Origin of the sequence: Corynebacterium sp. MSK195 (assembly GCF_030228885.1) — a bacterium.
GTDB lineage: Bacteria > Actinomycetota > Actinomycetes > Mycobacteriales > Mycobacteriaceae > Corynebacterium.
The window spans coordinates 297,329-322,559 of the sequence record NZ_JASPGT010000003.1; the positions used below are offsets into that span (position 1 = coordinate 297,329).

The window sequence follows — 25,231 nt, forward strand, 5'->3', positions numbered from 1 at the left end:
CGGCAACGCGTGCCATGCTGGAAGCCATGACTTCCACTTTGCCCGTGCTGCTACTTTTTATCGGCCTCATCCTCGGCGCGGTAATGGGCTGGTTAGCCCATTCTTACTCCGCTACGCACTCCGCGCCGAGCGCCGAGCACCGCGCGCTGCAAGACTCGCAGCGCCGCCAAGCCGAACTCCAACCGCTAGAAAAGGCCATGGACCGCTTGGGATTTCAGCTCCAAGAAATTGAGGAAGACCGCACCGCGCTGCTCGCCTCCCTCTCCAGCCAGGTGCAGGCGGTGACCCGCACCTCCTCCCGCCTGACCGAACGCACCGACAAACTAGTGACCGCTTTGCGCTCACCCAATGTGCGTGGCCGTTGGGGCGAGGTGCAATTGGAGCGCGTGGTTGAGCTCGGCGGTATGACCAAACACGTGGACTTTGATTGCCAGGTCTCCGCCCCATTGGGCGGGCGCATCGTCCGCCCTGACATGCTCATCAATTTGGCCGGTGGCCGCCACATCATCGTCGATGCCAAGGTTCCCTTTACCTCTTACCTTGACGCCCTGGAAACCGATGACCCGGAAGAGCACGCCGGCTTCCTCCGCCGCCACGCGCATTTAATGCGCGGCCACGTCCAAGCACTATCGCAGAAGGACTATATTGAGGCGTTTCAACCAACGCCCGAGTTCGTTATTCTCTTCGTTCCCGCAGACCCCTTCCTTGATGCCGCATTATCGGTGGACCCGGAACTTATTGAGTACGCCTTTGAACGCAATGTAGTGATCGCCACCCCCAGCTCGCTTTTTGCCCTCCTGCGCACGGTGGCCATGGGGTGGCACCAGGAAGACATTTCCGCTAAGGCTAAGGAGGTCCAGCGCTTGGGGCGCGAACTGTATACGCGCCTGAATACGCTTTCTGATCACTACGGCAAGGTGGGCCATAACCTGGAGAAAGCAGTCGAGGCTTATAACGCCACGCTTTCCTCGCTCGATTCCCGCGTGGGCGTCACCGCCCGCAAACTGCATGAGATGGATATCCCGGGCCGCACGGATCGCACCCCGCGGGAGCCCTTGCCTATTGATACCTGGCCGCGCGGGAATTCGGAACTATAAATCCGCCGCTTTCGTGCGTGGAAATAGCCATGGGCCGGCGGCAACCGGTAGGATCTTCCGACGTGTCACAAGCCAAGCAAAGAAAGTCCTCCGCCGCCCAAAGCTCCGGCCTCCCCAGCATCTCGCTGGGCAAGGGTCTTGGGCTGCTCGCGGCAATCTTGCTCACGGGCGCGTTGATTTCCATCCTCATGGGTACCATCGGGTGGGCTTACCTCGCGTTCCTCGTCATCGGCTCACTGCTGGTGGCGCTCATCGTAGAAGAACGGGGGCTCTTCCTCACCGTGGCTTCTATCCCCATTGTGTATGCCGTAACGGTGGTCCTAGCCGGTTTCTTTATCACCAAGGCCAACTTGCCAGAGGGCGCATCGGCGTTTTCCAAGACGGCGATCGTCACCGCGGCTTTCCCCCTTGTCCAGAGGTTCCTGTGGCTCCTCATTGCCCTGGTGGGCGCGGCAATCATCGCCTGGCTGCGCTGGGCACGCTACCGCAAGACGGCCAAGCGCACCGCCGAAATGGAAACCGCTTCCCGCCGAGCCGACGCCGACCAAGACCGACGCAACCGCGAGGAGCGCCTATCGGTTGCAGACTTGATGGCGCGCGATAAACCGGCAAAGAACTCCAAGCAGTCTCAAGTCGCTCCGCAGCGCGCCCGCGCCTCGCACACGTTGAAGAAATCACGCCCCGCGCCCAAGGATCGCCTACGTGGTCGCGACCGTGAAGAGCGTCGCCGAATGCAACAAGAGGAACGCAACAATCCACTGCGCCCGGATCCTGCCCGGCGCGCTGGCGATTCCGTTCCGGCGTCTCAGCAGGAGAAGGAACAGCCCAAGCAAGGTTGGGACGATAACCTCTACGACGAGGATTAAAGCAAAAAGAAAGGCCCGTTTCCGGGCCTTTCTTTCGTTTTGACCGCCGTATAGGCGAACGCTACTTACGTGCGTGCAGGACGCAGGTCGCGCGGTAGGGCGAAGGTAATCGTCTCGGTAGAAGTCGTTACCTGTTCTACGTCGCTATAGCCGCGCTCGTCCAGGAACTCCAGTACTTCGCGTACCAGCAACTCAGGTACCGAAGCACCGCAGGTTACGCCGACCGTCTGGACGCCTTCCAACCAAGATTCGTCGATTTCCTTGGCAAAATCCACGAGGTGGGAAGCCTTGGCGCCTGCCTCCAGCGCCACCTCGACCAAGCGCACCGAGTTAGAGGAGTTCTTAGAGCCCACCACAATCATCAGATCGCACTGTGGGGCGATGGCCTTAACGGATTCCTGGCGGTTTTGGGTGGCGTAGCAAATGTCGTCTGAAGGCGGGTTCTCCAGGTGCGGGAAGCGTTCGCGCAGCTTATTGACGATGGTGATGGTCTCATCCACCGATAGCGTGGTCTGGGACAGCCAAATAAGCTTCTCATCCTGCAAGAAATCTGGCAGCTTGGCGACGCCCTCGACGCCATCCACGAGGTGGGTGACCTCAGGCGCTTCGCCGGCGGTGCCTTCCACTTCTTCGTGGCCTTCGTGGCCAACCAAGAGGATGTGGTAACCATCGCGCTGGAAGCGCTGGGCTTCCTTGTGCACCTTGGTTACCAATGGGCAGGTGGCGTCCAAAGTAAGCTGCTTGCGCTGCGTTGCCTCGGCACGCACGGCAGGGGAAATGCCGTGGGCGGAGAAGACTAGGTGGGCGCCTTCTGGGGCCTCAGAGGCCTCGTCGACGAAGATGACGCCGCGTTCTGCCAGAGACTCTACGACGTAACGGTTGTGCACGATTTGTTTGCGTACATAAATGGGCGCGCCGTACTTTTCCAGCGCCTTTTCTACGGTCTCGACCGCGCGGTCCACGCCCGCGCAGTATCCGCGCGGGGCCGCGAGAAGTACATTTTTACCATCAGTCATGGCTCCCAGAGTATCGAAACACTACGCAAAACAATAGCGGGGCCTAACGTCACCTTTCTGGCCACCCCGAGCGGGACAATCAACTGCGCTGGCCCCTAAACTAGACGGAAGAACACGGCAGACTGAAGAAAGGGAGGCTGTGTGAATCAACCGGCAAATACACCGGATACTCCCTGGCCCGTTGGCAAGGTCAATGACCAAGTCAAGGGCTGGATCGAGCGCCTGGGTTACCTGTGGGTAGAGGGTCAGTTGACCCAAATCAACTTCAAACCCACCTGGAAGCTGTCCTACCTCACGCTGCGTGACGTACAGCAGGAAAAGTCCGTGCAGTTAACCTGCCCATCATCGATGCTGCAGTCATTGTCAGCACCGCTGAAGGACGGCGACCGCGTCATTGTCCACGGTAAGCCTGCCTTTTACGCTGGACGCGGATCCTTTTCGCTATGGACCACCGAAATTCGCCATGTAGGCATTGGCGATCTGCTTGCTCGCATTGAGAAGCTGCGCCAACAGCTGGCTGCTGAAGGCCTTTTCGATCCCGCACGCAAGCGACCGCTCCCCTACCTGCCACACAAAATTGGGCTGATTACCGGCCGTGGTTCTGCCGCAGAGCGGGATGTGATGGCGGTAGCTCATGACCGCTGGCCAGCAGTGCAATTCCGCGTCCTCAATACTGCGGTTCAGGGTGCGAATACCGTACCCGAGGTTATTGATGCGCTCCAGCAGCTTGATGCGGATCCTGAGGTAGACGTCATCATCATCGCTCGTGGCGGCGGCTCCGTGGAAGATCTGCTTCCCTTCTCAGAAGAAGCACTGCAACGCGCAGTGGCAGCGGCCGGCACCCCGGTAGTCTCTGCCATTGGCCACGAGCCGGATAGCCCAGTGCTCGATAACGTCGCCGACCTGCGCGCTGCTACGCCTACCGACGCCGCAAAGCGCGTCGTACCCTCTGTGGCAGAGGAGCGCGCCATCGTCGCAGAGGCTCGCTCTCGCATGGCGGCCGCGCTGCGCGGCTGGGTGGAAAGGGAACGGCGCGGCCTCGACAACATTCGTTCCCGGCCTGTCATGGCAGACCCGATGACCCCTATCCGTGCGCGCCGCGAAGAGGTGGAGCGTACCCGCGCTACCATGCGGCGAGAAATTGAAATCATGGTGGAGCGAGAAACCCGCCACGTGGAATCGCTGCGCGCCCGCGTATCAGCATTGGGACCGTCGGCGACTCTCGCCCGCGGGTACTCCATTGTCCAGGTAGTACCCAAGGACGGTTCCGGGCCCGAGGTCGTCACCTCTTATAAGCAATCCCCGCCTGGCGCTCAACTGCGCATTCGGGTGGGCGATGGATCTATTACCGCAGTTTCTATGGCCTCCCAGGCCGCCGATTAATCACGAGACGAGGAGAAAATCATGTCCGATGACACCATTGGTACCGGCCAGCCAGGCCAGGATGCTTTTACCCCAGTAGAAGAATTGAGCTATGAGCAAGCTCGCGATGAGCTCATTGAAACCGTCAAGATTCTCGAGCTTGGGCAGATGGGCTTGGATGAGTCGCTAAAGTATTGGGAGCGCGGCGAGGCCCTTGCCCGTGCGTGCGAGGCGCACCTCGACGGCGCGGCGAAGCGTGTGGAAGACGCGCTCGATAAGGCCGAGGACGCAGACGCTGAAGGAGACGAGTAGTGCAGATTTATGGGTATCCAGGCGAGCGCGTGGACTTTGTATCGAAATCCGCGGCCGCCGGTTCCATCATGGCGGGAGATTCCCGAGAATTCGTAGAAGAATTCTTCGGTCCTGCACACACCCGCGACGATAATGAGGTGAGCTACTTCTCCCAATCCGTGGTGCTGCGCTTTACGGACGACAAAGTACGCGAGATTGCCATTTATCCGCAGCGCTCGCAGCGTGAGCACATCGATGTCTTTGCAGGAAAAACACGCCTCAGCGGCCTGGATTCGCAGGCCCTAGCTGAAGTTATTGCCCAGTCCGGCGACGGTCTTAGCGCCACCGCCGCGGAAGAAGGCTTAGGCGAGGTTATTTTCCGGCTATAGGTGCGGCGTCGATAAACGCAGCGGTAGCCGCCTCAAAGTCACTGTCGTTCGCGGCGCCGGAGATGATGAGGCGGGCATCGCCCAAATCCGTAACCCACAGGCGGCGCACGGAATCATCGTCGCTTTCTAGCACCCGCACTTGGTGCCCCTTGACCTCGCGGGCGGATTCAATGCCGCGGTAGTTGGCGTCGTAGGCCTCGCCCGCTTTATCGGCCGCGACCTGCGTCTGCGTAGATTCCACAAACCCTTGGTCAGCGGTCACCCAGCTGACCACGGTGGCGTTCTCGCCGCCCATATCTACGCGGCGGGCAGCATTGGCCTCCCAGCCCTCTGGCATTTCGGGATTGCGAATTGCACCGACCCCTGCGCGGGCTTGGGTGTCTAGGAAGGTTTGTTCATCCACTTCCTGCACCGCGCCCTGCTGGGTTTCGGAGTTAATTGAGCACAGGCCGGTCGCTCCCACGGCGAGCAGCATCATAATCACCACGACTGCGAGGGACAGGGAGATGTCCTTCGCGCCTTCAAAAATCTTTGGTCTTTCTTCTGCAGCCACGCGCCTTAGTATCGCACGGCCTGCTTTCAAAAAGCCACACGGCCCCTTTTGCCCCGAAAGATCTGTCAATCCCCCACAAATGGGGCGCAAAATCGAACCCATTAGAGCAAAAAAGTGCGAGAATGGAAAGGTAGAGCATCAAGGGGAACACCCCTCGATGAGAAAACTATGGAAGGCAACCACTACACATGTCCGAAAATACGTCTTATCTTCCTGACCGCAACCTGGCAATGGAACTGGTTCGTGTCACCGAGGCAGCAGCACTCGCTTCCGGCCGTTGGGTAGGCCGCGGCCAGAAGAATGAGGGCGATGGCGCGGCGGTCGACGCCATGCGCAAGCTCATCAATTCCGTAGCGATGAACGGCGTCGTTGTCATTGGTGAGGGCGAAAAGGATGAGGCCCCCATGCTCTTTAACGGCGAAGAGGTAGGCACCGGCGAGGGTGCCGCCATGGATATCGCCGTAGACCCGGTCGACGGTACCCGTTTGATGGCAGAAGGCCGTCCCAACGCTATCTCCGTCATTGCGGCTGCCGAACGCGGAACCATGTATGACCCTTCCGCAGTCTTCTACATGGAAAAAATTGCCGTTGGCCCCGAGGCAGTTGGCGCTATCGACATCAACGAGTCCGTGGAATGGAATATCCAGTCCGTGGCAAAGGCAAAGAATATTCGCCCCTCCGATCTGACCGTGGTGGTCCTTGACCGTCCTCGTCACGAACAGCTCATCTCTGAAATTCGCGCCGCAGGCGCCAAGGTGCGCCTCATCATGGATGGTGACGTAGCCGGCGCCATCGCCACCTGCCAGGATTCGAACTCCATCGACATGATGATGGGCATCGGCGGCACCCCGGAGGGCATCATCACCGCCTGCGCGATGCGCTGCATGGGCGGCGAGATCCAGGGCAAGCTGTGGCCGAAGGATGAAGAGGAAGCAGAAAAGGCCCGCGCCGCCGGCCATGATTTGGACCGCGTCCTCAAGACCAATGATCTAGTCTCCTCTGAAAACTGCTACTTCGCCGCCACCGGCGTGACCAATGGTGACATGCTGCGCGGCGTTTCCTACCGCAATTCCGGCGCTACTACCCGCTCGTTGGTCATGCGCTCCAAGTCCGGCACCATCCGCTATATCGACTCCATCCACAAGCTGTCCAAGCTGCAGGAGTATTCCGTCGTGGACTACGACACGCCAACCAAGAAGTAGGGTTCACCCCCGAAGGCGGCCCTTCTTTTGGTTCTCCGCCATACTGGAAAGCACACACTACCCAATTAACTGAGGTGATCTTCACATGACTGAATACCGCATCGAACATGACACCATGGGCGAAGTTAAGGTTCCTGCAGATGCCCTGTGGCGTGCACAGACCCAGCGCGCAGTGGACAACTTCCCTATCTCTGGCCGTGGCCTGGAAAATGCGCAGATTCGCGCCCTTGGCCTGCTTAAGGCAGCCTGCGCCCAGGTAAATAAGGATTCCGGCAAGCTGGACGCGGACAAGGCCGATGCCATCATTGCTGCCGCCACCGAAATCGCCGAGGGCAAGCATAACGACGCCTTCCCAATCGACGTATTCCAGACCGGTTCCGGTACCTCGTCCAATATGAATACCAATGAGGTTATTGCCTCCTTGGCGCATAACAATGGCGTGGAAATTCACCCAAATGACCACGTGAATATGGGCCAGTCCTCTAATGACACCTTCCCCACCGCCACGCACGTAGCTGCTACGGAAGCTGCCGTCAATGACCTCATCCCGGGCCTGAAGGTCCTCCACGAATCCTTGACCAAGAAAGCCAAGGAATTCGCCGACGTGGTCAAGGCCGGCCGCACCCACCTGATGGATGCCACCCCGGTTACCCTGGGCCAGGAATTCGGCGGCTACGCCCGCCAGATCGAGCTGGGCATCGAACGCATTGAGGCCACCCTGCCGCGCTTGGGTGAGCTGGCCATCGGCGGCACCGCCACAGGTACCGGCCTGAATACCTCCGCTGACTTCGGCGCGAAGGTCACCGAGGAGCTAAAGAAGCTCACCGGCGTGAAGGAACTGAAGGAAGCAGAAAACCACTTCGAGGCACAGGCTGCCCGCGATGGCTTGGTGGAATTCTCCGGCGCCATGCGCTCGATTGCTGTATCCCTCAATAAGATTGCCAATGACTTGCGCATGATGGGTTCCGGCCCGCTGACCGGCCTGGCCGAGATTCACCTCAAGGACCTGCAGCCGGGTTCCTCCATCATGCCGGGTAAGGTCAACCCGGTTATCCCAGAGGCCGTCACCATGGTGGCGGGCCAGGTGGTGGGTAACGACGCAGCCGTAGCCTTCGGCGGCGCTCAGGGCCACTTCGAGCTCAACGTCTTCATCCCGATGATGGCGCGCAATGTACTCGAGTCCGCTCGCCTGCTGGCTAATGCTTCCCGCGTCTTCGCCGATAAGTGCATCGATCACATCGAGGCCAACGAGGAGCGCATGAAGCACTTTGCGGAGTCGTCCACCTCCATCGTGACCCCGCTCAACTCCGCCATCGGCTACGAAAACGCAGCTAAGGCAGCAAAGCACGCCCTGCACGAGAAGATCACCGTCCGCCAGGCCGTTATTGACTTGGGCTTCGTCGACGGCGAAAACCTCACCGAGGAAGAGCTGGATAAGCGCCTCAACGTGCTGAGCATGACCAACCGCGACCGCGATAACTTCTAAGTAATCGCCGCACCGCTTCCCCGCCCGGGCAGGACTCGGGCGGGGTTTTGCATGTCTGGGGTAAGGGGGCGTCGGCAAGCGCTATGGCTTAGCACACATTAGGGGAAACGCACCTCTAAAATCACCACTTTTGCACTTGGTGCAAGTTTGCACTGAGTGTAAAGTTGCCTGGCGTGCAAGAAGAATTATCACTACGCGAGCAGAAGCGCCTCGAGACTCGCCTGCGCATTGAGGATGCCGCCACGAAGCTGGTGGATGAACAATCCTTTAGCGCGGTCACGATTGAGAGGATCTGCGAAGTAGCCGGTATTTCTCGGCGCACTTTCTTCAATTATTTCGATTCCAAAGAATCCGCCGTACTGGGCGCCCCGAGCACCGAGTTTACGGAGGAGATGCGGGAATTCTTCCTCACTGAGCCAACGACCAGCATGGTAGGACTCGTCCTCCAGTTGGTCAGGCAACACATGGAAGGCCACCACATCAACCCGACCATCCGGGACCGCCGCAAGCGCATCTCTAATGATCCGGATGCGGCCGCGGCGGCAATAAGCCGGAAGCGGGCAAAATCCATTGAGCTTATCGATCTCATTGAAGAACGCCTCACCACAGAACCGGAGCTTCGCGTCCTCGATAGCTGCTCCTCGAGCACCGAGGCGATGCTCATCGCCGGCCTCGTCCGCGAGGCACTTTGGCTCGCGATGGCATCCCCCGATGCGGATTGCAGCAAGGACCTCCACGCGCGACTCGATACCTCCCTCACGCTAATAACAGATTTTATGAAAGGAATGCGATGGTAGATACGGCTACTAAGGCCCCCTCGCAGGGCCAATCCCGAGCCGATAACCTCGGGCTTATCTTCTCGGCTTTGATGCTCACCATGCTGATGAGCTCTTTGGGCCAAATGATCTTCTCTTCTGCTCTTCCAACCATCGTTGGTGAGCTGGGCGGCGTCGACCACATGAGCTGGGTCATCTCCGCCTTCCTTGTCACCATGACCATCGCCATGCCCATTTCCGGCAAGCTGGGTGACATGCTGGGCCGCAAGTGGCTCTACATCGGCGGTATCGCCATCTTCGTCGTAGGCTCTACCCTCGGCGGCTTTGCTAACTCCATGACGCTGCTGATCATCGCCCGCGCTGTGCAGGGCTTTGGCGCAGGTTTTATGATGATTTCCTCCCAGTCCATCATCGCCGAGGTCACCTCCTCCCGTGAGCGCGGCAAGTTCATGGGCATCATGGGCGGCGTCTTCGGCCTGTCCTCGGTTCTCGGCCCCGTCCTCGGCGGCTGGTTCACCGACGGCCCGGGCTGGCGCTGGGGCATGTGGATGAACATTCCGCTGGGCATCCTCGCCATCATCGTGTGCACCCTCGTGCTGCACCTGCGCGTGGGCGATGCCGATATGAAGCGCTTTGACTGGCTTGGCGCCACCTTCATCGCCATCACCACCGCTTCCCTTATCCTCATGACCACCTGGGGCGGCACCGAGTACGAGTGGGGCTCCTCCATGATCCTCACCCTGGGTGCCATCACCATCATCGGCGCCATCATCACCGTCCTGGTGGAGCTGCGCGCTAAGGAACCGCTCATCCCGGTCCGCCTGTTCAAGAACCGCAACATGGCCCTGACCACCCTCTCCGGCGTGGTACTTGGCCTGGCAATGTTCGGCGTTCTGGGTTACATGCCAACCTACCTGCAGATGGTGCACACCCTGACCCCAACCAAGGCGGGTCTCATGATGATTCCGATGATGGTGGGCCTTATCGGTACCTCCACTGGCGTGGGCTTTATCATCGCCCGCACCGGTCACTACAAGGTCTACCCCATCATCGGCCTGGCGATTACCGCCGGCGCCCTGTTCTGGATGTCCCACCTCTCCGTGGAGACTTCTCTAACGCAGCTGGGCTGCGAATTCCTGGTCTTCGGCATCGGTCTGGGCATGGTTATCCAGGTCCTCGTGCTCATCGTCCAGAACTCCTTCCCGCTGTCCCAGGTGGGTACGGCTACCGCGGCGAATAACTTCTTCCGCCAGATCGGTTCCGCACTCGGTGCTTCCCTTGTCGGCTCCATGTTCATCCACAACATGAAGGATGAGATGGCCACCCGCATGCCTGAAGCTTTCCAGAAGATGGGACCCGAGGGTGCCGCCTACGCAGAGAAGTTTGGCGATGCCAATGGCGGTGCCAATAGCCTCACCCCGGATTTGGTTGCCTCCTTCCCTCAGCCCATCGAGGAAGCAATCCTCAACTCCTATAATGATGGCCTGACTCCGGTCATCGCCCTGATGGTTCCGCTGGTTATCGTCGCCCTCATCCTCCTCCTGCCACTGCGCGAGGAGCGTTTGAAGGAAACGATTGACTAGTGTCACTTTCACCTGCAGAAGTACAGGCCACAAGCCGAGAGCTGCACGCCTTGCGCGATGCACTCCCGCTTGCCGACGCCCCCATTGAACCCGCCCTCGGCTATGCCCCCGGCGGCCTTCACGCGGCGTTGGAAATCCAGTCCGGTCCCATCAAGGTGTGGCGCAAGCCCGCGCGCACGGTACCCCGATCCCGCGCCTTAGCCGCTTGAGCGAGGAAATGCGCTCACAAGCTCAGCGTTGGTTTGGCACCTGGGACGTTCCTGCAGTGTAGCGTTTCCCTCGTTCTAAGGCCTCAGCAAAAAGCCCCTGCCATCGTTACCACGAGTGTGGTTCGAGCAGGGGCTTGTATGCGCTGGGGAAGCTACCGCTTCTTTTCCTCCGGCTTGGGCAAAAGCAGCTCATATACGTCGGTATCGCGCCACTGGCCCGCAAGCTCGCCGTAGGTCATCTTCGCCATATGCGAGTAGGTGCCTACCTTCACGAAGCCACGCGACTTGTGCAGCCCCGCAGAACCTGCATTTTCAGGGAAAATCCATGAGTGGATGGCCCACTTGTGCAGGTCCTGGCACACCTCGATCAGGCGGTCTAGAAGTGCGCCGCCAATGCCGCGTCCTTGTGCCTCGGCTCCTAGGTAGATGGAGTCCTCCACTACTCCGTGGAAGACGGTGCGGGTAGATACCGGTGCCGCGGAAACCCACCCCAAGACCTTAGAATCATCATCTGCTTCAACGGCCACATGTACCGAAGGCATGATCTTGCCAGCTTTAAATTCTTCAAAGGTCAGGGATCGGGTCTCATAGGTAGCGTGCCCAGTATTGAGCCCCTGTTCATAAATCTCTCGCATTTGCGGGTAGTCCGCCGCGGTAAAGGGGCGGATGCGGAAATCCTTCTTCTTGTCGTCCGAAGACGTCTGCTTAGCGTTCTCGCTCATATACAACATTATTACTGGGCTATGCCCAGCTTCGCCACGCTGTACACATAAAGATCGCCCAACGCGAACGAATTCGAACTAGTTGCCGCCTTCCAACAGGTCAGTGACGAGCTCCGCAATGGCAGAGCGCTCAGAACGCTGCAGCGTAATATGCGCAAAAAGCTCATGTCCCTTGAGCTTTTCAATCACTGCTTGGACTCCGTCGTGCCGGCCCACACGAAGGTTATCGCGCTGTGCCACATCGTGAGTAAGAACTACTCGCGAGCCCTTCCCCAACCGAGAAAGCACGGTAAGCAAGACGTTTCGCTCCAAGGACTGCGCTTCATCCACGATGACAAAAGCATCATGCAGCGAACGACCGCGAATATGCGTCAGGGGCAAGACCTCGATGAGGCCGCGCTCGTGCACCTCTTCCATGACGTTGTCAGACACCAAGCCCTCCAAGGTGTCATAGACCGCCTGCGCCCACGGGTTCATCTTGTCCGATTCAGTGCCCGGTAAGTATCCCAGCGACTGCCCGCCAACCGCATACATCGGGCGAAAGACCACAATGCGCCGGTGCTCCCCGCGCTCGAGCACCGCCTCCAAACCGGCGCACAGCGCAAGTGCCGACTTGCCGGTGCCGGCGCGGCCACCGATAGAGACAATTCCTACGTTTGGGTCCATCAGCAAATCCAAAGCGATACGCTGCTCCGCGGAGCGTCCCTGAAGGCCAAAGGCATTGATATCACCACGTACGAGCTCGACCACGCCATCAGCACTCATGCGCCCCAGCGCGGATTGCGCACCCGCCGCCAAGGTCAAGCCGCAGTGCACCGGCAGATCCTCCACGGCGGTACCCTTGTCAGCTTCGACGCCGTCTAGCATGACTTCCCCATCACGATAGAGGGCATCGATGACATCCGAGCTAGTTTGCACCGTCGCCATTCCGGTATAGCCGGTCAAGACTACGTCCTGGGCGTGGTACTCATCCGCTTGCACGCCTACCGCACCGGCCTTCACACGCAGCGGCACGTCCTTCGTGACCAACACGGTGTCCTTCCCTTCGTGCGCAAGGTTGAGAGCGCACGCCAAGATGCGGTGGTCGCCTTCTGGCCCGCGGAACGCGGTAGGCAGCAAGGATTGGTCTTGATGGTTCAATTCCACGCGCAGGGTGCCGCCATCCACGTTGACGGGCACCGGCTGGTCTAAGGCCTCATAGGTAGCGCGCAGCTCCTCCAAAAAGCGAAGAGCTTGGCGGGCGAACCAGCCAAGCTCCGGGTGATGACGTTTTCCTTCCAGTTCAGAAATAACTACAACGGGAAGGACCACATCGTGTTCTGCAAATTTGCGCAGGGCCCAAGGGTCAGACAGCAAGACCGAGGTATCCACTACATAGGTCTTGGTAGCGACGGTGTTATCAGTAGTGGCAAGCGGAGTAGAAAGTACAGAGGGACGAGACATGGTGGCAGGGTTCTCCCTTAGTGTGCGGTAGATCAGACTTCTTCCGAATCACCCCGAATCCCCGGGGTTGCCACCCAAAGTAGGCACCGAAGGTTGAAATTACATGGGTGCAAGATGAACATTAAGAAAACGAAAAATCCCTCCGCAGCACATGCTGCAGAGGGAGAAGCTCTAAAGGAGCTTTTTACTTCTCTACGGAAGAGGTGAACTTGCCGCTCTCGTCCTGGATCCAGGAGATAACGCCATCGTCGAACTGCTGGGTCCAGCCCTTGCCCTGAGCAGCCTTTTCCTCAGCAGCCTTAGGCAGGCCTACCTCAGAGTCCAGGCCACCCTGCTCCTTCCAGGTTTCAGCAATCTTGCCAACGATAGGCTGAGCGCCCTCATCGTCGTCGAAGGTCAGCAGGTTGCCGTTATCGAAGTTAGCGAGGAACTCATCATCGTCACCCTGTTCGATGCTCTTTACGTCGCCCCACTCAGCCTTCTTCTCTTCAATAGCGGAAGCGAAATCAGCCGGAACATCTACGTCACCGTTAGCGGTAGCGATGGACTTGGTAGCGCCGCCCTTGTCGTCAGCGTCATCCTTGTCGTCCGCGTCATCATTGGAAGTAGCCTCAGCAGCAGCGGAGCCAGCAGCGTCGGTAGCGTCTGCTGCTACGGAGCCGGCGGAATCCTTAGCGTCGTTAGCTGCATCCTCAGCATCGGAGCACGCTACGAGAGCAACGGACAGGGTTGCGGCTGCAAAACCACCTGCGATACGACGGGTCATCTTCTGCATTACTGCATCATCCTTTCATCAAGAAAGTAAGTTAATTCTAAATTTATTGTTAAATCGCCCTTCATGACGAACGACGCCCACCGTAACGACGACTCCCAGCTGGTGCCACCCACCCGGACAGGAAGTAGACAGCAAACAGTAAAGGGTTACCTACGTTTGCGCTGCTTAGGTGCCTTCTTTTTCTTTTGTAACGAATTGTTAACGTTTCTCCGCGCCTGCTTCGCCTTCGCCTTTTCCCTGGCGCTGCGCCTCGGCTTCTCTTGGCGGGAGGAACGCGCCGTGCGGCCCTTAGCGACGCCCACGAAGTCCTGAATTGCCTCCCCGTCATCGTCCTTGCGCCACACCAATGCAATCTCCGTCACCGGCACGGACTCGTCCTTAAGGCTCAACGGCACCACCTGCTTTTTGCTCAGGACCTTCAACAGGGGCCGCGGCGCAATCGCAATTCCCACATTGGCCGCCACTACCTGCAGGGCGTCGCGGACTGCGGGGACATCGACAAGCCCGGAATCGGCGAGGCGGTAGTTGAGGTGTTCATCGGCGACGTCGGCAAGCGCAAGCTCCTCGCCCACCTCCGCATAGACTGAGTCTTTGGGAACGGCAATGCCAGGGGCCTCTTTATAAAGTCGCACCACATGAAAGGTGTCATCCACCCGCGCATCCGGCAGGCGCGCAAGAGCTAGGTCCACCTCGCCGGCTACCAGCGGGGCTAGCGCATCGTCCGCATCAACGGTGTACAAGCCACCATGAGCAGTATTTTCCTCGAATCGGCGAAACCACTTTCCAGGTTCTGTACCGGTGGCAAAAGCTAAGCGCAGCATAGAGGACAGTCTACTGAAAGTGCTACGGTAAAAGCGTGACTGAAGAACAAAAGCAACCATCCGGCACCGCTATGCGTGCCCAAACCGCGGCGAAGAAGCTAGGCATTTACCTGCCCGCTGCGCCGGACGAGTTCCAAAATAGTGCCATTAGCCACGAAGAGCTGCGCGAATTGCAGCATAACCCACCCGAGTGGCTACAAACCTTGCGCCGCGAAGGCCCCCATCCCCGCCCCGAGGTTGCCCATAAGTTGGGTATCTCTGTAACCGCGCTCAAGAAGAACGATATGGATAAGCCGCTGACCACAGCGGAAATCAATCAGCTCCTCCAAGAGCAGCCGGAATGGCTCCAGCAGGCCCGCGCCACCATGGCGCAGGCCCGTGGCCATGAGGTGAAGGACTAGACCAGCTTCCAGTCCTCGAGGCCCTCATACAGCGGGTAGTGCTGGGCAATCTTGTCCACGCGAGCACGCAGGGCCTCTACATCGGCATTCTTGCCCTGCACCAGAGCGGTACCGATAATATCTGCAACCTCGGTGAAAGCTTCGGCATCGAGGCCGCGGGTTGCTAGCGCAGAAGTACCAATACGCAGGCCGGAGGTGACCATCGGCGGACGCGGGTCATTCGGTACGGCATTGCGGTTAACGGTAATGCCTACCTCGTGCAGCAGATCCTCTGCCTGCTGTCCATCCAATTCGGAATTGCGCAGGTCCGCCAAGACCAAGTGCACATCGGTGCCGCCGGTCAGCACGTCCACGCCAGCCGCCTTGGCATCTTCTGCGGTAAGGCGCTCTGCCAGAATGCGAGCACCCTCCAAGGTGCGCTCCTGGCGCTCCTTGAATTCCTCGGTAGCGGCAATCTTCATAGCAATGGCCTTGGCAGCGACCACGTGCATCAGCGGTCCGCCCTGCTGGCCCGGGAAGACGTTGGAATTGATCTTCTTGGCATAATCCTGCTTGGCCAAAATCATGCCGGAGCGCGGACCACCCAGGGTCTTATGCACGGTGGTAGACACGATATCCGCGTGAGGCACTGGGCTCGGGTGCAGGCCAGCAGCAACGAGGCCAGCAAAGTGGGCCATATCTACCCACAGGTAAGCGCCGACCTCATCAGCAATTTCACGGAAGGCCGCGAAATCCATGGTTCGCGGGTAGGCAGACCAGCCGCCGATAATGACCTTCGGCTTTTCCTTCAGCGCCTGCTCGCGCAGCTTATCCATGTCCACACGCATGGTCTCTGGATCCACCTCGTAGGCGGCGACATCATAAAGCTTGCCAGAGAAGTTCAACTTCATGCCGTGGGTAAGGTGGCCGCCGTGAGCCAGGGACAGGCCCAAAATCTTGTCGCCAGGCTCAGCAATGGTGGAAAGCACCGCGGCGTTCGCCTGCGCACCCGAGTGCGGCTGAACGTTGGCGAATTCCGCACCAAAGAGTTCCTTAGCGCGGTTGCGGGCTAGGTCCTCCACGACGTCGACATGCTCGCAGCCGCCGTAGTAGCGGCGACCCGGGTAGCCCTCGGCGTACTTGTTAGTGAGCACGGAGCCCTGTGCCTGGAGCACGGCGCGAGGCACAAAGTTCTCAGAAGCGATCATTTCCAGGGTTTCGCGCTGGCGGGAAATCTCTCCCTGAATTGCGCCGAATACATCCGGATCGAGGTCGCGGAGGTCAGAGGTAAAAGAAGCCATAAAGGTGTGGTCCCCTTCTCAAAATCATGCGGTATGGGCTGCTGCATATCTTATCGTGCCATGCACCCTTAGGGGGCATACTTTTACCCACGGATTATGCAAGTGCGACAATAGAGCCATGGCGCGCACATTGGATTCGAGTCCCTACCTAGATTTTGACCGCGAGACCTGGCGTGAACTGCGTAAATCCATGCCTCAGGTGCTCACGGAAACCGAGGTGGAGAAACTTCGCGGCCTAGGAGACCGCATCGACCTAGACGAGGTAGCTGATGTCTACCTCCCCCTCTCCCGTCTCATCCATATGCAAGTCATGGCACGCCAGCAGCTCACCACGGCTACCGAATCCTTCTTAGGCAATCCTCCGACGCACGTTCCCTTTGTCATCGGTGTGGCCGGTTCTGTGGCAGTGGGAAAATCCACCACCGCCCGTCTCCTTCAGGTGCTGCTGCAACGCTGGGAATCCCACCCCAAGGTGGCCCTCGTTACTACCGACGGCTTCCTCTTCCCCACCAAGACTCTCAAGGAACGCGGCCTCATGCAGCGCAAGGGATTTCCGGAATCCTATGACCGGCGCGCACTCCTCCGCTTTGTCACGGACGTAAAATCAGGAAAGCCATTTGTCAAGGCACCGCTTTATTCCCACATCACCTATGACATTGTGGACGGTGAGTACCAAGAAGTTCACCAGCCCGACATCCTCATCCTGGAAGGGCTCAACGTGCTACAAACGAGCCCCACGTTGACCGTGGCGGACCTCTTTGATTTCTCGGTCTATGTTGATGCCCGCACCGACGATATCGAGCAGTGGTATATCGACCGCTTCCTTACTCTGCGCCACACCGCTTTCCGCGAGCCCAACGCCCACTTCTCTGCCTTCGCAGACATGAACGATGAGGAAGCCCGCGCCCAAGCCCGCGAAATTTGGCAGTCCATTAACCTGCCGAACTTGGTGGAAAATATCCTGCCCACCCGTGTGCGAGCCTCCCTCGTGCTCAAAAAGGGCTCGCATCACTTGGTAGAACAGGTGCGAATGCGCAAGCTCTAGAGCCTATTTGCCAAAGCGGCGCGAACGTTGGGAATAATCCCGCAAGGCGCGAAGGAAGTCCACCTTGCGGAATGCTGGCCAGTAAGTATCCGTGAACCAGATTTCGGAGTACGCGGCCTGCCACAGGAGAAAGCCTGACAGGCGTTGTTCACCAGAGGTACGGATAACCAAATCCGGGTCCGGAAGTCCCTTGGTATACAGGTGCTCCCCAATGGATTCTGCGGTGACGCGGTCCGCCATCTCCGCTGCGGTAGTTCCCTTCTCTGCTTCCGCACGCACCAAATTCTGCACGGCGTCTACAATTTCTTGGCGCCCGCCATAGCCCACCGCCACATTGACGATGACACCCGTATTGTCCTCGGTTTCCGCCGCCGCCGTCACCATGCGCTGGCGAACATCATCCGGGAGTAGATCGAGGTGGCCGACCAAGCGCACCTGGCAGCCGACGTCGTTATGGGATAGGTGCGTGACCACGTCCGAGATGATGTCAAAGAGCAGCTCTACTTCCTGCTCGCTGCGTTTCAGGTTCTCCGTGGACAGCAAATAAATGGTGACCACTTCGATATCGGTATCGCGGCACCACGAAATCATCTCTCCGATTTTCTTCGCGCCTTGGCGATGACCATGGCTGATATCGGTAAACCCAGCCTCACGCGCCCACCGGCGATTGCCATCGGCCATGATGGCGATGTGCTTAGGCTGCGGCTTGCCCTTGATCAGGCGCGCCAGACGCGCTTCATAAGCTGGGTAGGCCAGCTGCTTGAGAGAACTCACGCTCATCAGTCTATCCGCCTAGAAAATGGACTTCTTGCGGTTATCGTAAATGCCGGCTTCCTTCATCGCCTCATCCACGGCTTCCTCATCGAACGGATCGATTCCGTGATCCTCCGCAAACATCATGCGGCGGCGAAAGCGTGAGTAACGGCGATGGAAATTCCAGCCCGCAAACAACACCGCAACGCCCATAAGCGCCAAAATCAGCAGACCAATGGGCGAAGCTTTGCCAAATTCAGGGCCCATTGGGCCACCTTCGGCGCCCTCGGTTCCTTGGGCGAGTACAAATACGTCATGTGCGGCAAGCACGAAAGAGCCATACATGCTCATGTCTTAGGCCTCCTCTTCCTCTTTGATGCCGGCAAAAAGGTCATTTTCTGGCAGGGAGGTAGAAACGCGAGTCTTCGCCAGCTCAAACTCCTCGGTGGGCCAAAGGCGCTGCTGTACCTCCACCGACGTCGCCAAGAAGGCACCCGCCGGATCGATCTGCGTAGCGTGCGCCCGCAAAGCCTCCTCGCGATTGCTGAAGTAATCCGCGCATTCCACCTGAGTGGTTACACGCGCCATGATATCGCCAAAAGTGGTATCCCAGCGCGCCAGCATCGGCCCATAGGGGCTGGTATTCCCCTCTTCTAACAGCAAATCATGGAACATCTTCATGCGCTGGTAGACAAAACCGTGCGAGTAGTAAAGCTTCAGCGGCTCCCACGGCTTACCTAGCTCTGGGTGGTACTCGGCATCGCCCGCCTTCTCCCACGCGATCATGGAAGCTCGGTGCACCATTAGGTGGTCTGGGTGCGGGTAGCCACCATTTTCGTCATAGGTAACAATGACGTGTGGACGAAATTCGCGGATAACCTGGACGTATTCCTGCGCAACGGTGTCATCCCCCAGCAACGCAAAACAGCCCTTCGGCAGCAATTCCTCCATAGTCTTGCCTTCAACCGGATCCGGCAATCCGGAATCAACGTGGCCCAGCCAGCGATGTTGTACGCCCAGCGCCCGCGCAGCGTTAGCCATCTCTTCCCGGCGCACCTCGCCCATCTTTTCCTTGATTCCCGGGCGATCCATGGCGGGGTTAATCACATCGCCGCGCTCGCCGCCGGTACAAGTCAGCACCAAAACCTCATTGCCTTCTGCGGCATAGCGCGCGGTGGTTGCAGCACCCTTAGATGATTCATCGTCTGGGTGCGCGTGGATAGCTAGTAGGCGAAAATCGCTCACTGAAAATCCATCCCCTTATTAATCTAGGTTCTTTGAACAGATGATTATCCTAGTAGATAATTGGAAAACAGTGGTCCTCGGCTAGAGTGGAAGCCATGACTTCCGCCGGAAAATCTCGCTCAGCCGCCCGCTACGGCTCCCGCGGCTCCTCTGAAAAGAACTCTGGTAGCTGGACTAATAGGGCGCTGGTGCTCATCTTTGTCGCCATTTTTATCGCGCTTATTTTCTTCGGATTCCGGTACTTCCAGGAAAAGGAGCGCGTGAACGCACAGGTGTCCATCGTGACCCAGGAAGTTTTGAGCGATGATTCCACCCGCGTCTGGGTCGATGTCACCCGCAATCACACCGATGAAGACGCTTATTGCATTGTCCAGGCATTTGACTACTCCAAGTCCGAAGTAGGCCGCCGAGAATTCGCTGTTCCCGCGGGCGGAAACGAAACCCAGCGCATCGCTGTCGACGTTCCGACCAACGCTCGTGCCGTAGCCGGCGGGGCCTATGGTTGTTCCGGCAATATCCCCGAATACTTGGATATGGATAACCCTGACTACGCGGAAAGCCGCTAGCCGCGTGTGCTAGGATTTGTAGCGCCTAGAACTGGGCATATGCCCGGTTCCATTTTTACTTATAGCCCCAGGGATTAACAGGGGCTTTGACCACAATTCCTATCTACGGAAGGTTGCAGAATGGCTGAGCAGCAAAAGCAGTACATCACCCCAGAGACCAAGGCAAAGCTCGAGGCCGAGCTGCAGGAGCTCATCGACCACCGCCCAGTAGTCGCGGCTGAGATCAACGAGCGCCGTGAGGAAGGCGACCTCAAAGAGAACGCCGGTTACGACGCCGCACGTGAGATGCAGGACCAGGAAGAGGCCCGCATTAAGCAGATTTCTGAGGTTCTTGCGAATGCCACCACCGAGCGCGGTGCTGTTCAGGAGGGCGTCGCCCACACCGGTTCCGTAGTTCACGTTTACTACAATGGTGACAAGGACGATAAGGAGACCTTCCTCATCGGTACCCGCGCCGCTGCTTCCGATAACAAGGACCTAGAAACCTATTCCGAGCAGTCCCCGCTGGGCGCTGCCATCCTTGGCGCACAAGAGGGCGAGACCCGCGAGTACACCGCTCCGAATGGCAAGACCATTTCGGTCACCATCGAATCCGCAGCGCCGTATGATTCTGCTAAGGCCGCTACTCCACGCGAGTCCTAAACTTTTAACCACTCACCACTCTGGAGAAAGAGCACATCCCCATGAAGAAGTTCTCCCGTTTCGCCGCCGCTGGCCTAGTCTTCACCGCTGGCCTCTCCCTCGCTGCTTGCCACCCACCGAACCAGCAGGATTCTGATTCCAAGGTAGAAAATGCCTCCACCTTCACCGGTGAGGCCCCGATGCAGAAGGATGCTGAAACCAGCTCTTCCGCACCCGAGACCGTTATTGAAGAGGAAGCACCTGTAGTCCAGTCCGGCGTTCCAGAAGAGCCAGCACAGCCGCACTTGAACGGTACCGCCACCGAACTGCCACAGCAGTAATAAGGCTTGAAGGGCCGAGGGATTCCCTCGGCCCTTTTTCATGCTATTTTTCTGGGTCCACTTCCCGCACCCAATCCCCGATGACACCGGGTACGACAGCGGGCGGCTCTCCCAGGAGGTCCCGCTTATTTGGATCCCGTTCCACCTGCGTGGTGACGGACTTTACGCGCTTTTTCTCACTGTCTTTGCCTCCGCGCATCCCCATCATTGGACCATAGGCTCGCGCCCCGCCGGTTGAGCGACCTGCATTGCCACCGCGCGATGCCGCAGCACTTTCACTGCTGCCTGTTCCAAGACCAAGGCCGCCACCCACGCCGGGCCGCATACCCGAACCACCGCCGAATGCATTGCTATGGCTAGCGCGCACGCCTGAACCGACACCGGCGTAGGGCGCTCCGGCTCCTCGTCCAAAGTGGTGGCCCGACTGCGCTCCTCTTCCGGCACGCGCAATATCGGCGCTGCCACTTACCTTTCCTGCGGCGGATCCAATTCCGCCTCGTGGCGACTGACCGCCGAGTACGCCTCGGCCTGCATCCCCGGGCCGTCCGGCTGCCATCATCGGCGCCATCCCAGTATTGGGGGACTGCGCTGTAGCTGTCGGCGATATCGCACCGCTGTTATTAAGCGCGCCTGCATGTGCTCCTGCGGCAACCGGATGCACTGTACCACTAGGAACCTGCCCTATCGCCCCATTCGGCGCAGTTACGCCCGGCATGGATGCACCTTGGGTGGACACTTCATTTCCGTCGATGGCTACCTGGTCTCCCAGGCCAAGCTTTTCCAGCGCATTCCTGCCGCTAGTATGCATCTGCTGGTGAAAATCATTAATTTCTTGTGGGCTCATCCCCACTGCTTCTAGCCCGTCCACATTGCCATTGACGACGTCGAAGTTCCCCGGCCCCAAGTCACCTCGCGCTATCGCTTCCGCAATCTTCTTTGGCCATACCACGGCATCGGTGGTATAGCGCTGCCCATCACCGTCAACGCCGGAAAGGCCCGCGTCGACACCGCCGCCTCCCGACGCCGGCGATTGTTCCATCAAAGCGTGCTGGTACGGCATTGCCTCTACCGCGAAGCGCTGCAAGTCAGGTTGCAATGCGGCCAATGCGGCCTTTTCCGCAATTTCGCGCTCGACCGGTTCTGGAATGGCCATCACTTCCATCGCCATGGCCATCGCAGTAGGCTGCATGCCCATCAGCTTGGCGTGGAATCCGGTTAGCTTCTCCCCCATTACCTTGGCATTTGCCACAAAGTGGCTTCCCGACGCCGCCACTTCCCGAATCTTTGCCGCCGCTCTCGACGTGGCTTCGCTGTCGTTCTCGCCTTCCAAAGACCCGGCTGCTTCCTGTAACCCGCTAACGATATCGTCAACTTCCGACGCCAACGAGCTCCACCGTGCATTCGCCTCCGACACATTCCATATCTGCGTCGACATGAGGTCCGTAGCCAGCTTCACAATGTCTGTACCGACATTCACCACCGGCATGGAAAACCCAAATGGGCTGTACCCCGGCTCCGGCTGGTTCATTATCGGCATCGACTCAATGCCAATATCCCCACCCGCATCCGCGATCTCCATGCCGCGACTATTTGCGTCTTCCTGCGCCTGAAACCCTCGGGCTTCCCTACCCAGGCTATCTTGTAGCCAATCCAACTGTTCCGAAAAGGCCTTCAACGAAGACCTTGCAGAGCCTGGATCAGTTTCGAGAACTCGTTGGTGAACGGATCCCACATGGTCAATTCCAACAACGGGAGAAAAACCAGCATCAAGAGGCGAATATGCGCGACCTCCAGATAGTGCAATTTCCTCCTTCAGGTTTTCCGTTTTCATAGCAGTAGCCATGATGTTGTCCGGTCGCAATTCCATAATTCCCCCGATGTATATTCTTAGTAAAATTTGTCTAGCAGTTTTTTGGCCTGTGAACATTTAGCTTCGTAGTCATCGTCAGGTCGTTTCCCAGAATGACTAACTTTTAGGATTCCACGTGAAGTAGAAACGCCGACAGTACAGAACATATCCCCGAACAATTCACTTTCGATCTGCACTATCGGCACACTGTGTCCCACACCGTCAGATAGGGAGGCTATTTGTACTTCTGCGCCATCAAATGACTGCCTAGAAGTAGTCAATCCAATGACAGCTCCTCCAGTTCCTTCGACACTGTCGAAAGCACAAAAGGAAAACCCCGATTGCTTTCCAGAATCCTCAATCTGTTCACCGAGTCCGAAGGTCCGAAGATGCTCGCGAGGAATCTCCGTACACGGATCAAAAAGCTCGAAGCTCGGGTCTGCCGGATCGAACTCCCCCAGTGGCGGTAGGACGCCGGAAGTGTCTTCCGACCCCGTGGCGCCGGCCTCCCCCGGTTGGCCGGCGCCACCCGCATTCTTCTCGCCATTGGTGTGTGCCGATTCCCCCTGATTGCCTTCCGCATCATCCCCCGGGTCCCCGTTGGTTCCCCCTGCACCGTCGGCCGAACTGATGCCGCCAGCCTCGTCCACCTTGGTGGTTTCCTCTGACGCGCTCCTCGTACCGATGTCCGCAACGCAGCTACTCAGCATAACGGTGCTGCTGACCATCAACGTTGCTACGGTGACCTGACGCTTCACAACAATCCTTCGCGCACTCACTTCCTGACGAGAGGAACAAGAATAGTGAAACAGAGAACTTTTCACTTCATACTTCCCGTTCCGGTACACAGCATGCATGAGACCCCAAGAATTTTCTACGCAACCACAAAGGTTAACGGCAATTTAACAAAAATTATTTGTCCCATATGTCACATCCATAACGTTCAAAAGGCGAAGTTTCCTGCTCATTAGCTGTATCACCTCTGTGAGTGGTTTTGTAGACCAAATGAAGGTTAAACCCGCACTTTATCCCCCAGTACTACCCCAGAAATTACACGTTTGTAAGCGATTCTCGGCAACCAAAAAGGCCCGCACCGAAGTGCGGGCCAATACAAAAGGGTCAGTTAGTCTCGCTGGAAATAGCTCAGCAGACGGAGAATCTCAGTGTAGAGCCAGACCAAGGTAACTGCGAGGCCGAGAGCCACGCCCCAAGCGTTCTTAGAGGGAGCACCGGCACGGATCATGCGGTCAGCCTGATCAAAGTCAGTCAGGAAGGACAGAGCACCAAGAACGATGCAGACGAGCGAGAAGATGATGGCAATCGGGCCGCCATCACGCAGTGGGTTGAAGTCAAAGAAAATCGCGCCCAAAAAGTTAACCAGGGCCATGACAGCAACGCCAGCGATCAAGCCGAAAAGGATCTTGGTGAACTTCGGAGTCACCTTCACTGCGCCAGTCTTGTACACAATCAGCATGCCAATGAATACACCAATAGTGCCGACAATCGCTTGGCCAATGATGGCCATGCCGCCTTCGCCCTGGAAGTTGACGTTGGCGAACATCAAGGAGAAGCCACCGACAAATAGGCCTTCAAATACGGCATAAATCAGGGTGACTGCAGCAGAACCCCACTTCTTGCCAAAAGAGGCAACGAGCACGGTAATGAAGCCACCGATACCACCGACCAGGGTCAAGGCCATGGCGATACCTGGGCTTACTAGCATTCCCAGGGCGAAGTTGATGACTGCGGCGACGATGATAACGCCGAGGGTAATGCCCGTCTTGGTCACTACGTCATCCACGGTCATGGGACGGGTAGATACGTCCGCGTAACCAGAATTTTGGCGGCTACTATTTTCGGTCAGAGAACTCATCACCGGATTGCTTGAACGCACGGTTGTCCTTTCTAAGAGAGGTGCAAATTAGCTATCTCACCCCATTCAACGAGACACCACCCCATAAAGTTCCATATTCTTTCCATTTAGCTAGAAGTTTTGTGGGTAGCTTCCGCAAAAAGTCTGTGGAGACCTGTTGACGAGAAAAGTCTCGAGACACCTTCCCAAACGATGTCTCGAGACTTCACATGGTGCCCCCAGTGGTGTCTGGTTCGGTGAGATCGTTCCGCATGTCTCATGAGATCGTTCCGGCCCCACCAGCTCAGATGTCTCACCACATCGATCCGGCAGAAAGCCCCGAGGCTAAAACTGCCCAGACATGGCGAAAAGCGATGTGTCGAGACATCGATCCTCCATGCTTTAAAAATGGAGAAGAGCTCAAAACCAAGCCCAAAAATCATCATCGAAACCATGCTCGCCACCGGTATGACCCAGGCCGAAGCAGCTGAACATGGGGTTGCCCGCAAATCGTGGACACGTAGTGGGGCTACCTAGTGCTTAGGCAGCTATTTCTTTTCTACTGGTGGTTAGACCAATGTGGTTTTCGAAGTCGACGGGGCTGACCATCCCTAGTGCAGAGTGCCGGCGCCGACGGTTGTAAACGACTTCCATCCAGTAGGCAACGGCCTTGCGCGCGGCATCACG

At 58.0% G+C, this 25,231-nt stretch carries 28 protein-coding genes and 1 pseudogene; 15 read left to right on the top strand and 14 right to left on the bottom strand.

What is annotated here, in order from left to right; genetic code table 11:
* Window positions 1-26 precede the first annotated feature (26 nt).
* Both QP909_RS04915 and QP909_RS04920 read left to right on the top strand, forming a co-directional pair.
* Window positions 27-1,097: a DNA recombination protein RmuC gene (locus tag QP909_RS04915; RefSeq protein ID WP_284766371.1), complete on the top strand. Its 1,071-nt coding sequence runs from the start codon at window positions 27-29 to the stop codon at window positions 1,095-1,097.
* A 62-nt stretch (window positions 1,098-1,159) separates the two neighbouring features.
* Window positions 1,160-1,963 (top strand): DUF6542 domain-containing protein, encoded by an 804-nt coding sequence (locus tag QP909_RS04920; RefSeq protein WP_284766372.1) that lies wholly within the window; start codon window positions 1,160-1,162, stop codon window positions 1,961-1,963.
* 65 nt (window positions 1,964-2,028) lie between these two features.
* On the opposite strand, the gene QP909_RS04925 is transcribed toward QP909_RS04920, so the two are convergent.
* On the bottom strand, window positions 2,029-2,979 hold the full coding sequence (locus QP909_RS04925) for a 4-hydroxy-3-methylbut-2-enyl diphosphate reductase (RefSeq protein ID WP_284766373.1): 951 nt from the start codon (window positions 2,977-2,979) through the stop codon (window positions 2,029-2,031).
* A 141-nt stretch (window positions 2,980-3,120) separates the two neighbouring features.
* Here QP909_RS04925 and xseA point away from each other — a divergent pair, with 141 nt between their 5' ends.
* The 3 genes from xseA to QP909_RS04940 are packed head-to-tail and all read left to right on the top strand — an operon-like array spanning window position 3,121 to window position 5,021.
* Window positions 3,121-4,362 carry an exodeoxyribonuclease VII large subunit gene (xseA, locus tag QP909_RS04930; protein ID WP_284766374.1) on the top strand — a complete coding sequence of 414 codons (1,242 nt, stop codon included), beginning with the start codon at window positions 3,121-3,123 and terminating at the stop codon, window positions 4,360-4,362.
* Window positions 4,363-4,383: 21 nt separating this feature from the next.
* Complete coding sequence (locus QP909_RS04935; RefSeq protein ID WP_005327444.1) at window positions 4,384-4,653, top strand: exodeoxyribonuclease VII small subunit; 270 nt, start codon at window positions 4,384-4,386, stop codon at window positions 4,651-4,653.
* A complete protein-coding gene (locus tag QP909_RS04940; protein WP_239277854.1) occupies window positions 4,653-5,021 on the top strand; it encodes a hypothetical protein in 369 nt (122 codons plus the stop codon). Before QP909_RS04935 ends, QP909_RS04940 begins: the two co-directional genes overlap by 1 nt.
* On the opposite strand, the gene QP909_RS04945 is transcribed toward QP909_RS04940, so the two are convergent.
* The gene (locus tag QP909_RS04945; RefSeq protein WP_239277853.1) at window positions 5,005-5,574 is read right to left on the bottom strand and encodes a DUF4245 domain-containing protein; all 570 of its coding nucleotides are present in this window, start codon (window positions 5,572-5,574) and stop codon (window positions 5,005-5,007) included. The two genes, QP909_RS04940 and QP909_RS04945, sit on opposite strands and share 17 nt — an antisense overlap.
* Before the next feature lie 188 nt (window positions 5,575-5,762).
* Here QP909_RS04945 and glpX point away from each other — a divergent pair, with 188 nt between their 5' ends.
* The 5 genes from glpX (at window position 5,763) to QP909_RS04970 (ending at window position 10,830) form a co-directional block, all read left to right on the top strand.
* The gene (gene glpX, locus QP909_RS04950) at window positions 5,763-6,776 is read left to right on the top strand and encodes a class II fructose-bisphosphatase (RefSeq protein ID WP_239277852.1); all 1,014 of its coding nucleotides are present in this window, start codon (window positions 5,763-5,765) and stop codon (window positions 6,774-6,776) included.
* Window positions 6,777-6,861: 85 nt separating this feature from the next.
* Complete coding sequence (locus tag QP909_RS04955; RefSeq protein WP_239228018.1) at window positions 6,862-8,262, top strand: class II fumarate hydratase; 1,401 nt, start codon at window positions 6,862-6,864, stop codon at window positions 8,260-8,262.
* Between the two features lie 173 nt (window positions 8,263-8,435).
* Entirely contained in the window at window positions 8,436-9,059 is a 624-nt protein-coding gene (locus QP909_RS04960) for a TetR/AcrR family transcriptional regulator (protein WP_239280115.1), read from the top strand.
* Window positions 9,053-10,621, top strand: coding sequence for an MDR family MFS transporter (locus tag QP909_RS04965; RefSeq protein ID WP_284766375.1), 1,569 nt, complete (start codon window positions 9,053-9,055; stop codon window positions 10,619-10,621). The genes QP909_RS04960 and QP909_RS04965 overlap by 7 nt, the downstream gene beginning before the upstream one ends.
* Entirely contained in the window at window positions 10,621-10,830 is a 210-nt protein-coding gene (locus QP909_RS04970) for a hypothetical protein (protein WP_284766376.1), read from the top strand. Before QP909_RS04965 ends, QP909_RS04970 begins: the two co-directional genes overlap by 1 nt.
* 152 nt (window positions 10,831-10,982) lie before the next feature.
* Here QP909_RS04970 and QP909_RS04975 read toward each other — a convergent pair whose 3' ends face one another.
* The 4 genes from QP909_RS04975 to QP909_RS04990 all read right to left on the bottom strand — a co-directional run bounded on the left by QP909_RS04975 (window position 10,983) and on the right by QP909_RS04990 (window position 14,591).
* Entirely contained in the window at window positions 10,983-11,552 is a 570-nt protein-coding gene (locus QP909_RS04975; protein WP_049378460.1) for a GNAT family N-acetyltransferase, read from the bottom strand.
* Between the two features lie 78 nt (window positions 11,553-11,630).
* Complete coding sequence (gene phoH2, locus QP909_RS04980) at window positions 11,631-12,995, bottom strand: RNA 5'-3' helicase PhoH2 (protein ID WP_284766377.1); 1,365 nt, start codon at window positions 12,993-12,995, stop codon at window positions 11,631-11,633.
* A 184-nt stretch (window positions 12,996-13,179) separates the two neighbouring features.
* Window positions 13,180-13,770 (bottom strand): LGFP repeat-containing protein, encoded by a 591-nt coding sequence (locus tag QP909_RS04985; RefSeq protein ID WP_284766378.1) that lies wholly within the window; start codon window positions 13,768-13,770, stop codon window positions 13,180-13,182.
* A gap of 146 nt (window positions 13,771-13,916) precedes the next feature.
* Window positions 13,917-14,591 (bottom strand): LysR family transcriptional regulator substrate-binding protein, encoded by a 675-nt coding sequence (locus QP909_RS04990; protein ID WP_284766379.1) that lies wholly within the window; start codon window positions 14,589-14,591, stop codon window positions 13,917-13,919.
* 71 nt (window positions 14,592-14,662) lie between these two features.
* Here QP909_RS04990 and QP909_RS04995 point away from each other — a divergent pair, with 71 nt between their 5' ends.
* A complete protein-coding gene (locus QP909_RS04995) occupies window positions 14,663-14,992 on the top strand; it encodes a DUF5997 family protein (protein ID WP_023021891.1) in 330 nt (109 codons plus the stop codon).
* Here the strand turns inward: QP909_RS04995 and glyA are convergent.
* Entirely contained in the window at window positions 14,989-16,272 is a 1,284-nt protein-coding gene (glyA, locus tag QP909_RS05000; protein WP_236882514.1) for a serine hydroxymethyltransferase, read from the bottom strand. The two genes, QP909_RS04995 and glyA, sit on opposite strands and share 4 nt — an antisense overlap.
* Window positions 16,273-16,390: 118 nt before the next feature.
* On the opposite strand from glyA, the gene coaA reads away from it, so the two are divergent.
* Window positions 16,391-17,317 (top strand): type I pantothenate kinase, encoded by a 927-nt coding sequence (gene coaA / locus QP909_RS05005; protein WP_239277844.1) that lies wholly within the window; start codon window positions 16,391-16,393, stop codon window positions 17,315-17,317.
* 3 nt (window positions 17,318-17,320) lie between these two features.
* Here the strand turns inward: coaA and QP909_RS05010 are convergent, their stop codons facing one another.
* The 3 genes from QP909_RS05010 to mca are packed head-to-tail and all read right to left on the bottom strand — an operon-like array spanning window position 17,321 to window position 19,315.
* Window positions 17,321-18,097, bottom strand: coding sequence for an isoprenyl transferase (locus QP909_RS05010; protein ID WP_284766380.1), 777 nt, complete (start codon window positions 18,095-18,097; stop codon window positions 17,321-17,323).
* A gap of 12 nt (window positions 18,098-18,109) precedes the next feature.
* Window positions 18,110-18,421 carry a hypothetical protein gene (locus tag QP909_RS05015; RefSeq protein WP_204609642.1) on the bottom strand — a complete coding sequence of 104 codons (312 nt, stop codon included), beginning with the start codon at window positions 18,419-18,421 and terminating at the stop codon, window positions 18,110-18,112.
* A 3-nt stretch (window positions 18,422-18,424) separates the two neighbouring features.
* A complete protein-coding gene (gene mca / locus QP909_RS05020; protein WP_284766381.1) occupies window positions 18,425-19,315 on the bottom strand; it encodes a mycothiol conjugate amidase Mca in 891 nt (296 codons plus the stop codon).
* A gap of 95 nt (window positions 19,316-19,410) precedes the next feature.
* Here mca and QP909_RS05025 point away from each other — a divergent pair, with 95 nt between their 5' ends.
* The 3 genes from QP909_RS05025 (at window position 19,411) to QP909_RS05035 (ending at window position 20,843) form a co-directional block, all read left to right on the top strand.
* Window positions 19,411-19,881: a DUF4307 domain-containing protein gene (locus QP909_RS05025; RefSeq protein WP_284766382.1), complete on the top strand. Its 471-nt coding sequence runs from the start codon at window positions 19,411-19,413 to the stop codon at window positions 19,879-19,881.
* 120 nt (window positions 19,882-20,001) lie between these two features.
* The gene (gene greA / locus QP909_RS05030; RefSeq protein WP_023021898.1) at window positions 20,002-20,523 is read left to right on the top strand and encodes a transcription elongation factor GreA; all 522 of its coding nucleotides are present in this window, start codon (window positions 20,002-20,004) and stop codon (window positions 20,521-20,523) included.
* 41 nt (window positions 20,524-20,564) lie between these two features.
* Window positions 20,565-20,843 carry a thiamine biosynthesis protein X gene (locus QP909_RS05035; RefSeq protein ID WP_284766383.1) on the top strand — a complete coding sequence of 93 codons (279 nt, stop codon included), beginning with the start codon at window positions 20,565-20,567 and terminating at the stop codon, window positions 20,841-20,843.
* Between the two features lie 43 nt (window positions 20,844-20,886).
* Here QP909_RS05035 and QP909_RS05040 read toward each other — a convergent pair whose 3' ends face one another.
* The 4 genes and pseudogenes from QP909_RS05040 to QP909_RS05055 form a co-directional block, all read right to left on the bottom strand.
* Window positions 20,887-22,770, bottom strand: a complete 1,884-nt coding sequence (locus tag QP909_RS05040; protein ID WP_284766384.1) for a hypothetical protein — start codon at window positions 22,768-22,770, stop codon at window positions 20,887-20,889.
* Complete coding sequence (locus QP909_RS05045) at window positions 22,731-23,450, bottom strand: DUF3558 family protein (protein ID WP_284766385.1); 720 nt, start codon at window positions 23,448-23,450, stop codon at window positions 22,731-22,733. The genes QP909_RS05040 and QP909_RS05045 overlap by 40 nt, the downstream gene beginning before the upstream one ends.
* Before the next feature lie 365 nt (window positions 23,451-23,815).
* Window positions 23,816-24,586 (bottom strand): Bax inhibitor-1/YccA family protein, encoded by a 771-nt coding sequence (locus tag QP909_RS05050; protein ID WP_239277837.1) that lies wholly within the window; start codon window positions 24,584-24,586, stop codon window positions 23,816-23,818.
* A 498-nt stretch (window positions 24,587-25,084) separates the two neighbouring features.
* Window positions 25,085-25,231, bottom strand: a pseudogene (locus tag QP909_RS05055) (IS3-like element ISRhosp1 family transposase); the annotation flags it as partial.

What these genes read in the sequence shown, in the direction of transcription:
- QP909_RS04915 (WP_284766371.1), top strand. Translation starts at nt 27, where the DNA reads ATGACTTCCACTTTGCCCGTGCTGCTACTTTTTATCGGCCTCATCCTC.
- QP909_RS04925 (WP_284766373.1), bottom strand. Translation starts at nt 2,979, where the DNA reads ATGACTGATGGTAAAAATGTACTTCTCGCGGCCCCGCGCGGATACTGC.
- QP909_RS04935 (WP_005327444.1), top strand. Translation starts at nt 4,384, where the DNA reads ATGTCCGATGACACCATTGGTACCGGCCAGCCAGGCCAGGATGCTTTT.
- glpX (WP_239277852.1), top strand. Translation starts at nt 5,763, where the DNA reads ATGTCCGAAAATACGTCTTATCTTCCTGACCGCAACCTGGCAATGGAA.
- QP909_RS04955 (WP_239228018.1), top strand. Translation starts at nt 6,862, where the DNA reads ATGACTGAATACCGCATCGAACATGACACCATGGGCGAAGTTAAGGTT.
- QP909_RS04965 (WP_284766375.1), top strand. Translation starts at nt 9,053, where the DNA reads ATGGTAGATACGGCTACTAAGGCCCCCTCGCAGGGCCAATCCCGAGCC.
- QP909_RS04975 (WP_049378460.1), bottom strand. Translation starts at nt 11,552, where the DNA reads ATGAGCGAGAACGCTAAGCAGACGTCTTCGGACGACAAGAAGAAGGAT.
- phoH2 (WP_284766377.1), bottom strand. Translation starts at nt 12,995, where the DNA reads ATGTCTCGTCCCTCTGTACTTTCTACTCCGCTTGCCACTACTGATAAC.
- QP909_RS04985 (WP_284766378.1), bottom strand. Translation starts at nt 13,770, where the DNA reads ATGCAGAAGATGACCCGTCGTATCGCAGGTGGTTTTGCAGCCGCAACC.
- QP909_RS04990 (WP_284766379.1), bottom strand. Translation starts at nt 14,591, where the DNA reads ATGCTGCGCTTAGCTTTTGCCACCGGTACAGAACCTGGAAAGTGGTTT.
- QP909_RS04995 (WP_023021891.1), top strand. Translation starts at nt 14,663, where the DNA reads ATGCGTGCCCAAACCGCGGCGAAGAAGCTAGGCATTTACCTGCCCGCT.
- glyA (WP_236882514.1), bottom strand. Translation starts at nt 16,272, where the DNA reads ATGGCTTCTTTTACCTCTGACCTCCGCGACCTCGATCCGGATGTATTC.
- coaA (WP_239277844.1), top strand. Translation starts at nt 16,391, where the DNA reads ATGGCGCGCACATTGGATTCGAGTCCCTACCTAGATTTTGACCGCGAG.
- QP909_RS05010 (WP_284766380.1), bottom strand. Translation starts at nt 18,097, where the DNA reads ATGAGCGTGAGTTCTCTCAAGCAGCTGGCCTACCCAGCTTATGAAGCG.
- QP909_RS05015 (WP_204609642.1), bottom strand. Translation starts at nt 18,421, where the DNA reads ATGAGCATGTATGGCTCTTTCGTGCTTGCCGCACATGACGTATTTGTA.
- QP909_RS05025 (WP_284766382.1), top strand. Translation starts at nt 19,411, where the DNA reads ATGACTTCCGCCGGAAAATCTCGCTCAGCCGCCCGCTACGGCTCCCGC.
- greA (WP_023021898.1), top strand. Translation starts at nt 20,002, where the DNA reads ATGGCTGAGCAGCAAAAGCAGTACATCACCCCAGAGACCAAGGCAAAG.
- QP909_RS05035 (WP_284766383.1), top strand. Translation starts at nt 20,565, where the DNA reads ATGAAGAAGTTCTCCCGTTTCGCCGCCGCTGGCCTAGTCTTCACCGCT.
- QP909_RS05040 (WP_284766384.1), bottom strand. Translation starts at nt 22,770, where the DNA reads ATGTTCACAGGCCAAAAAACTGCTAGACAAATTTTACTAAGAATATAC.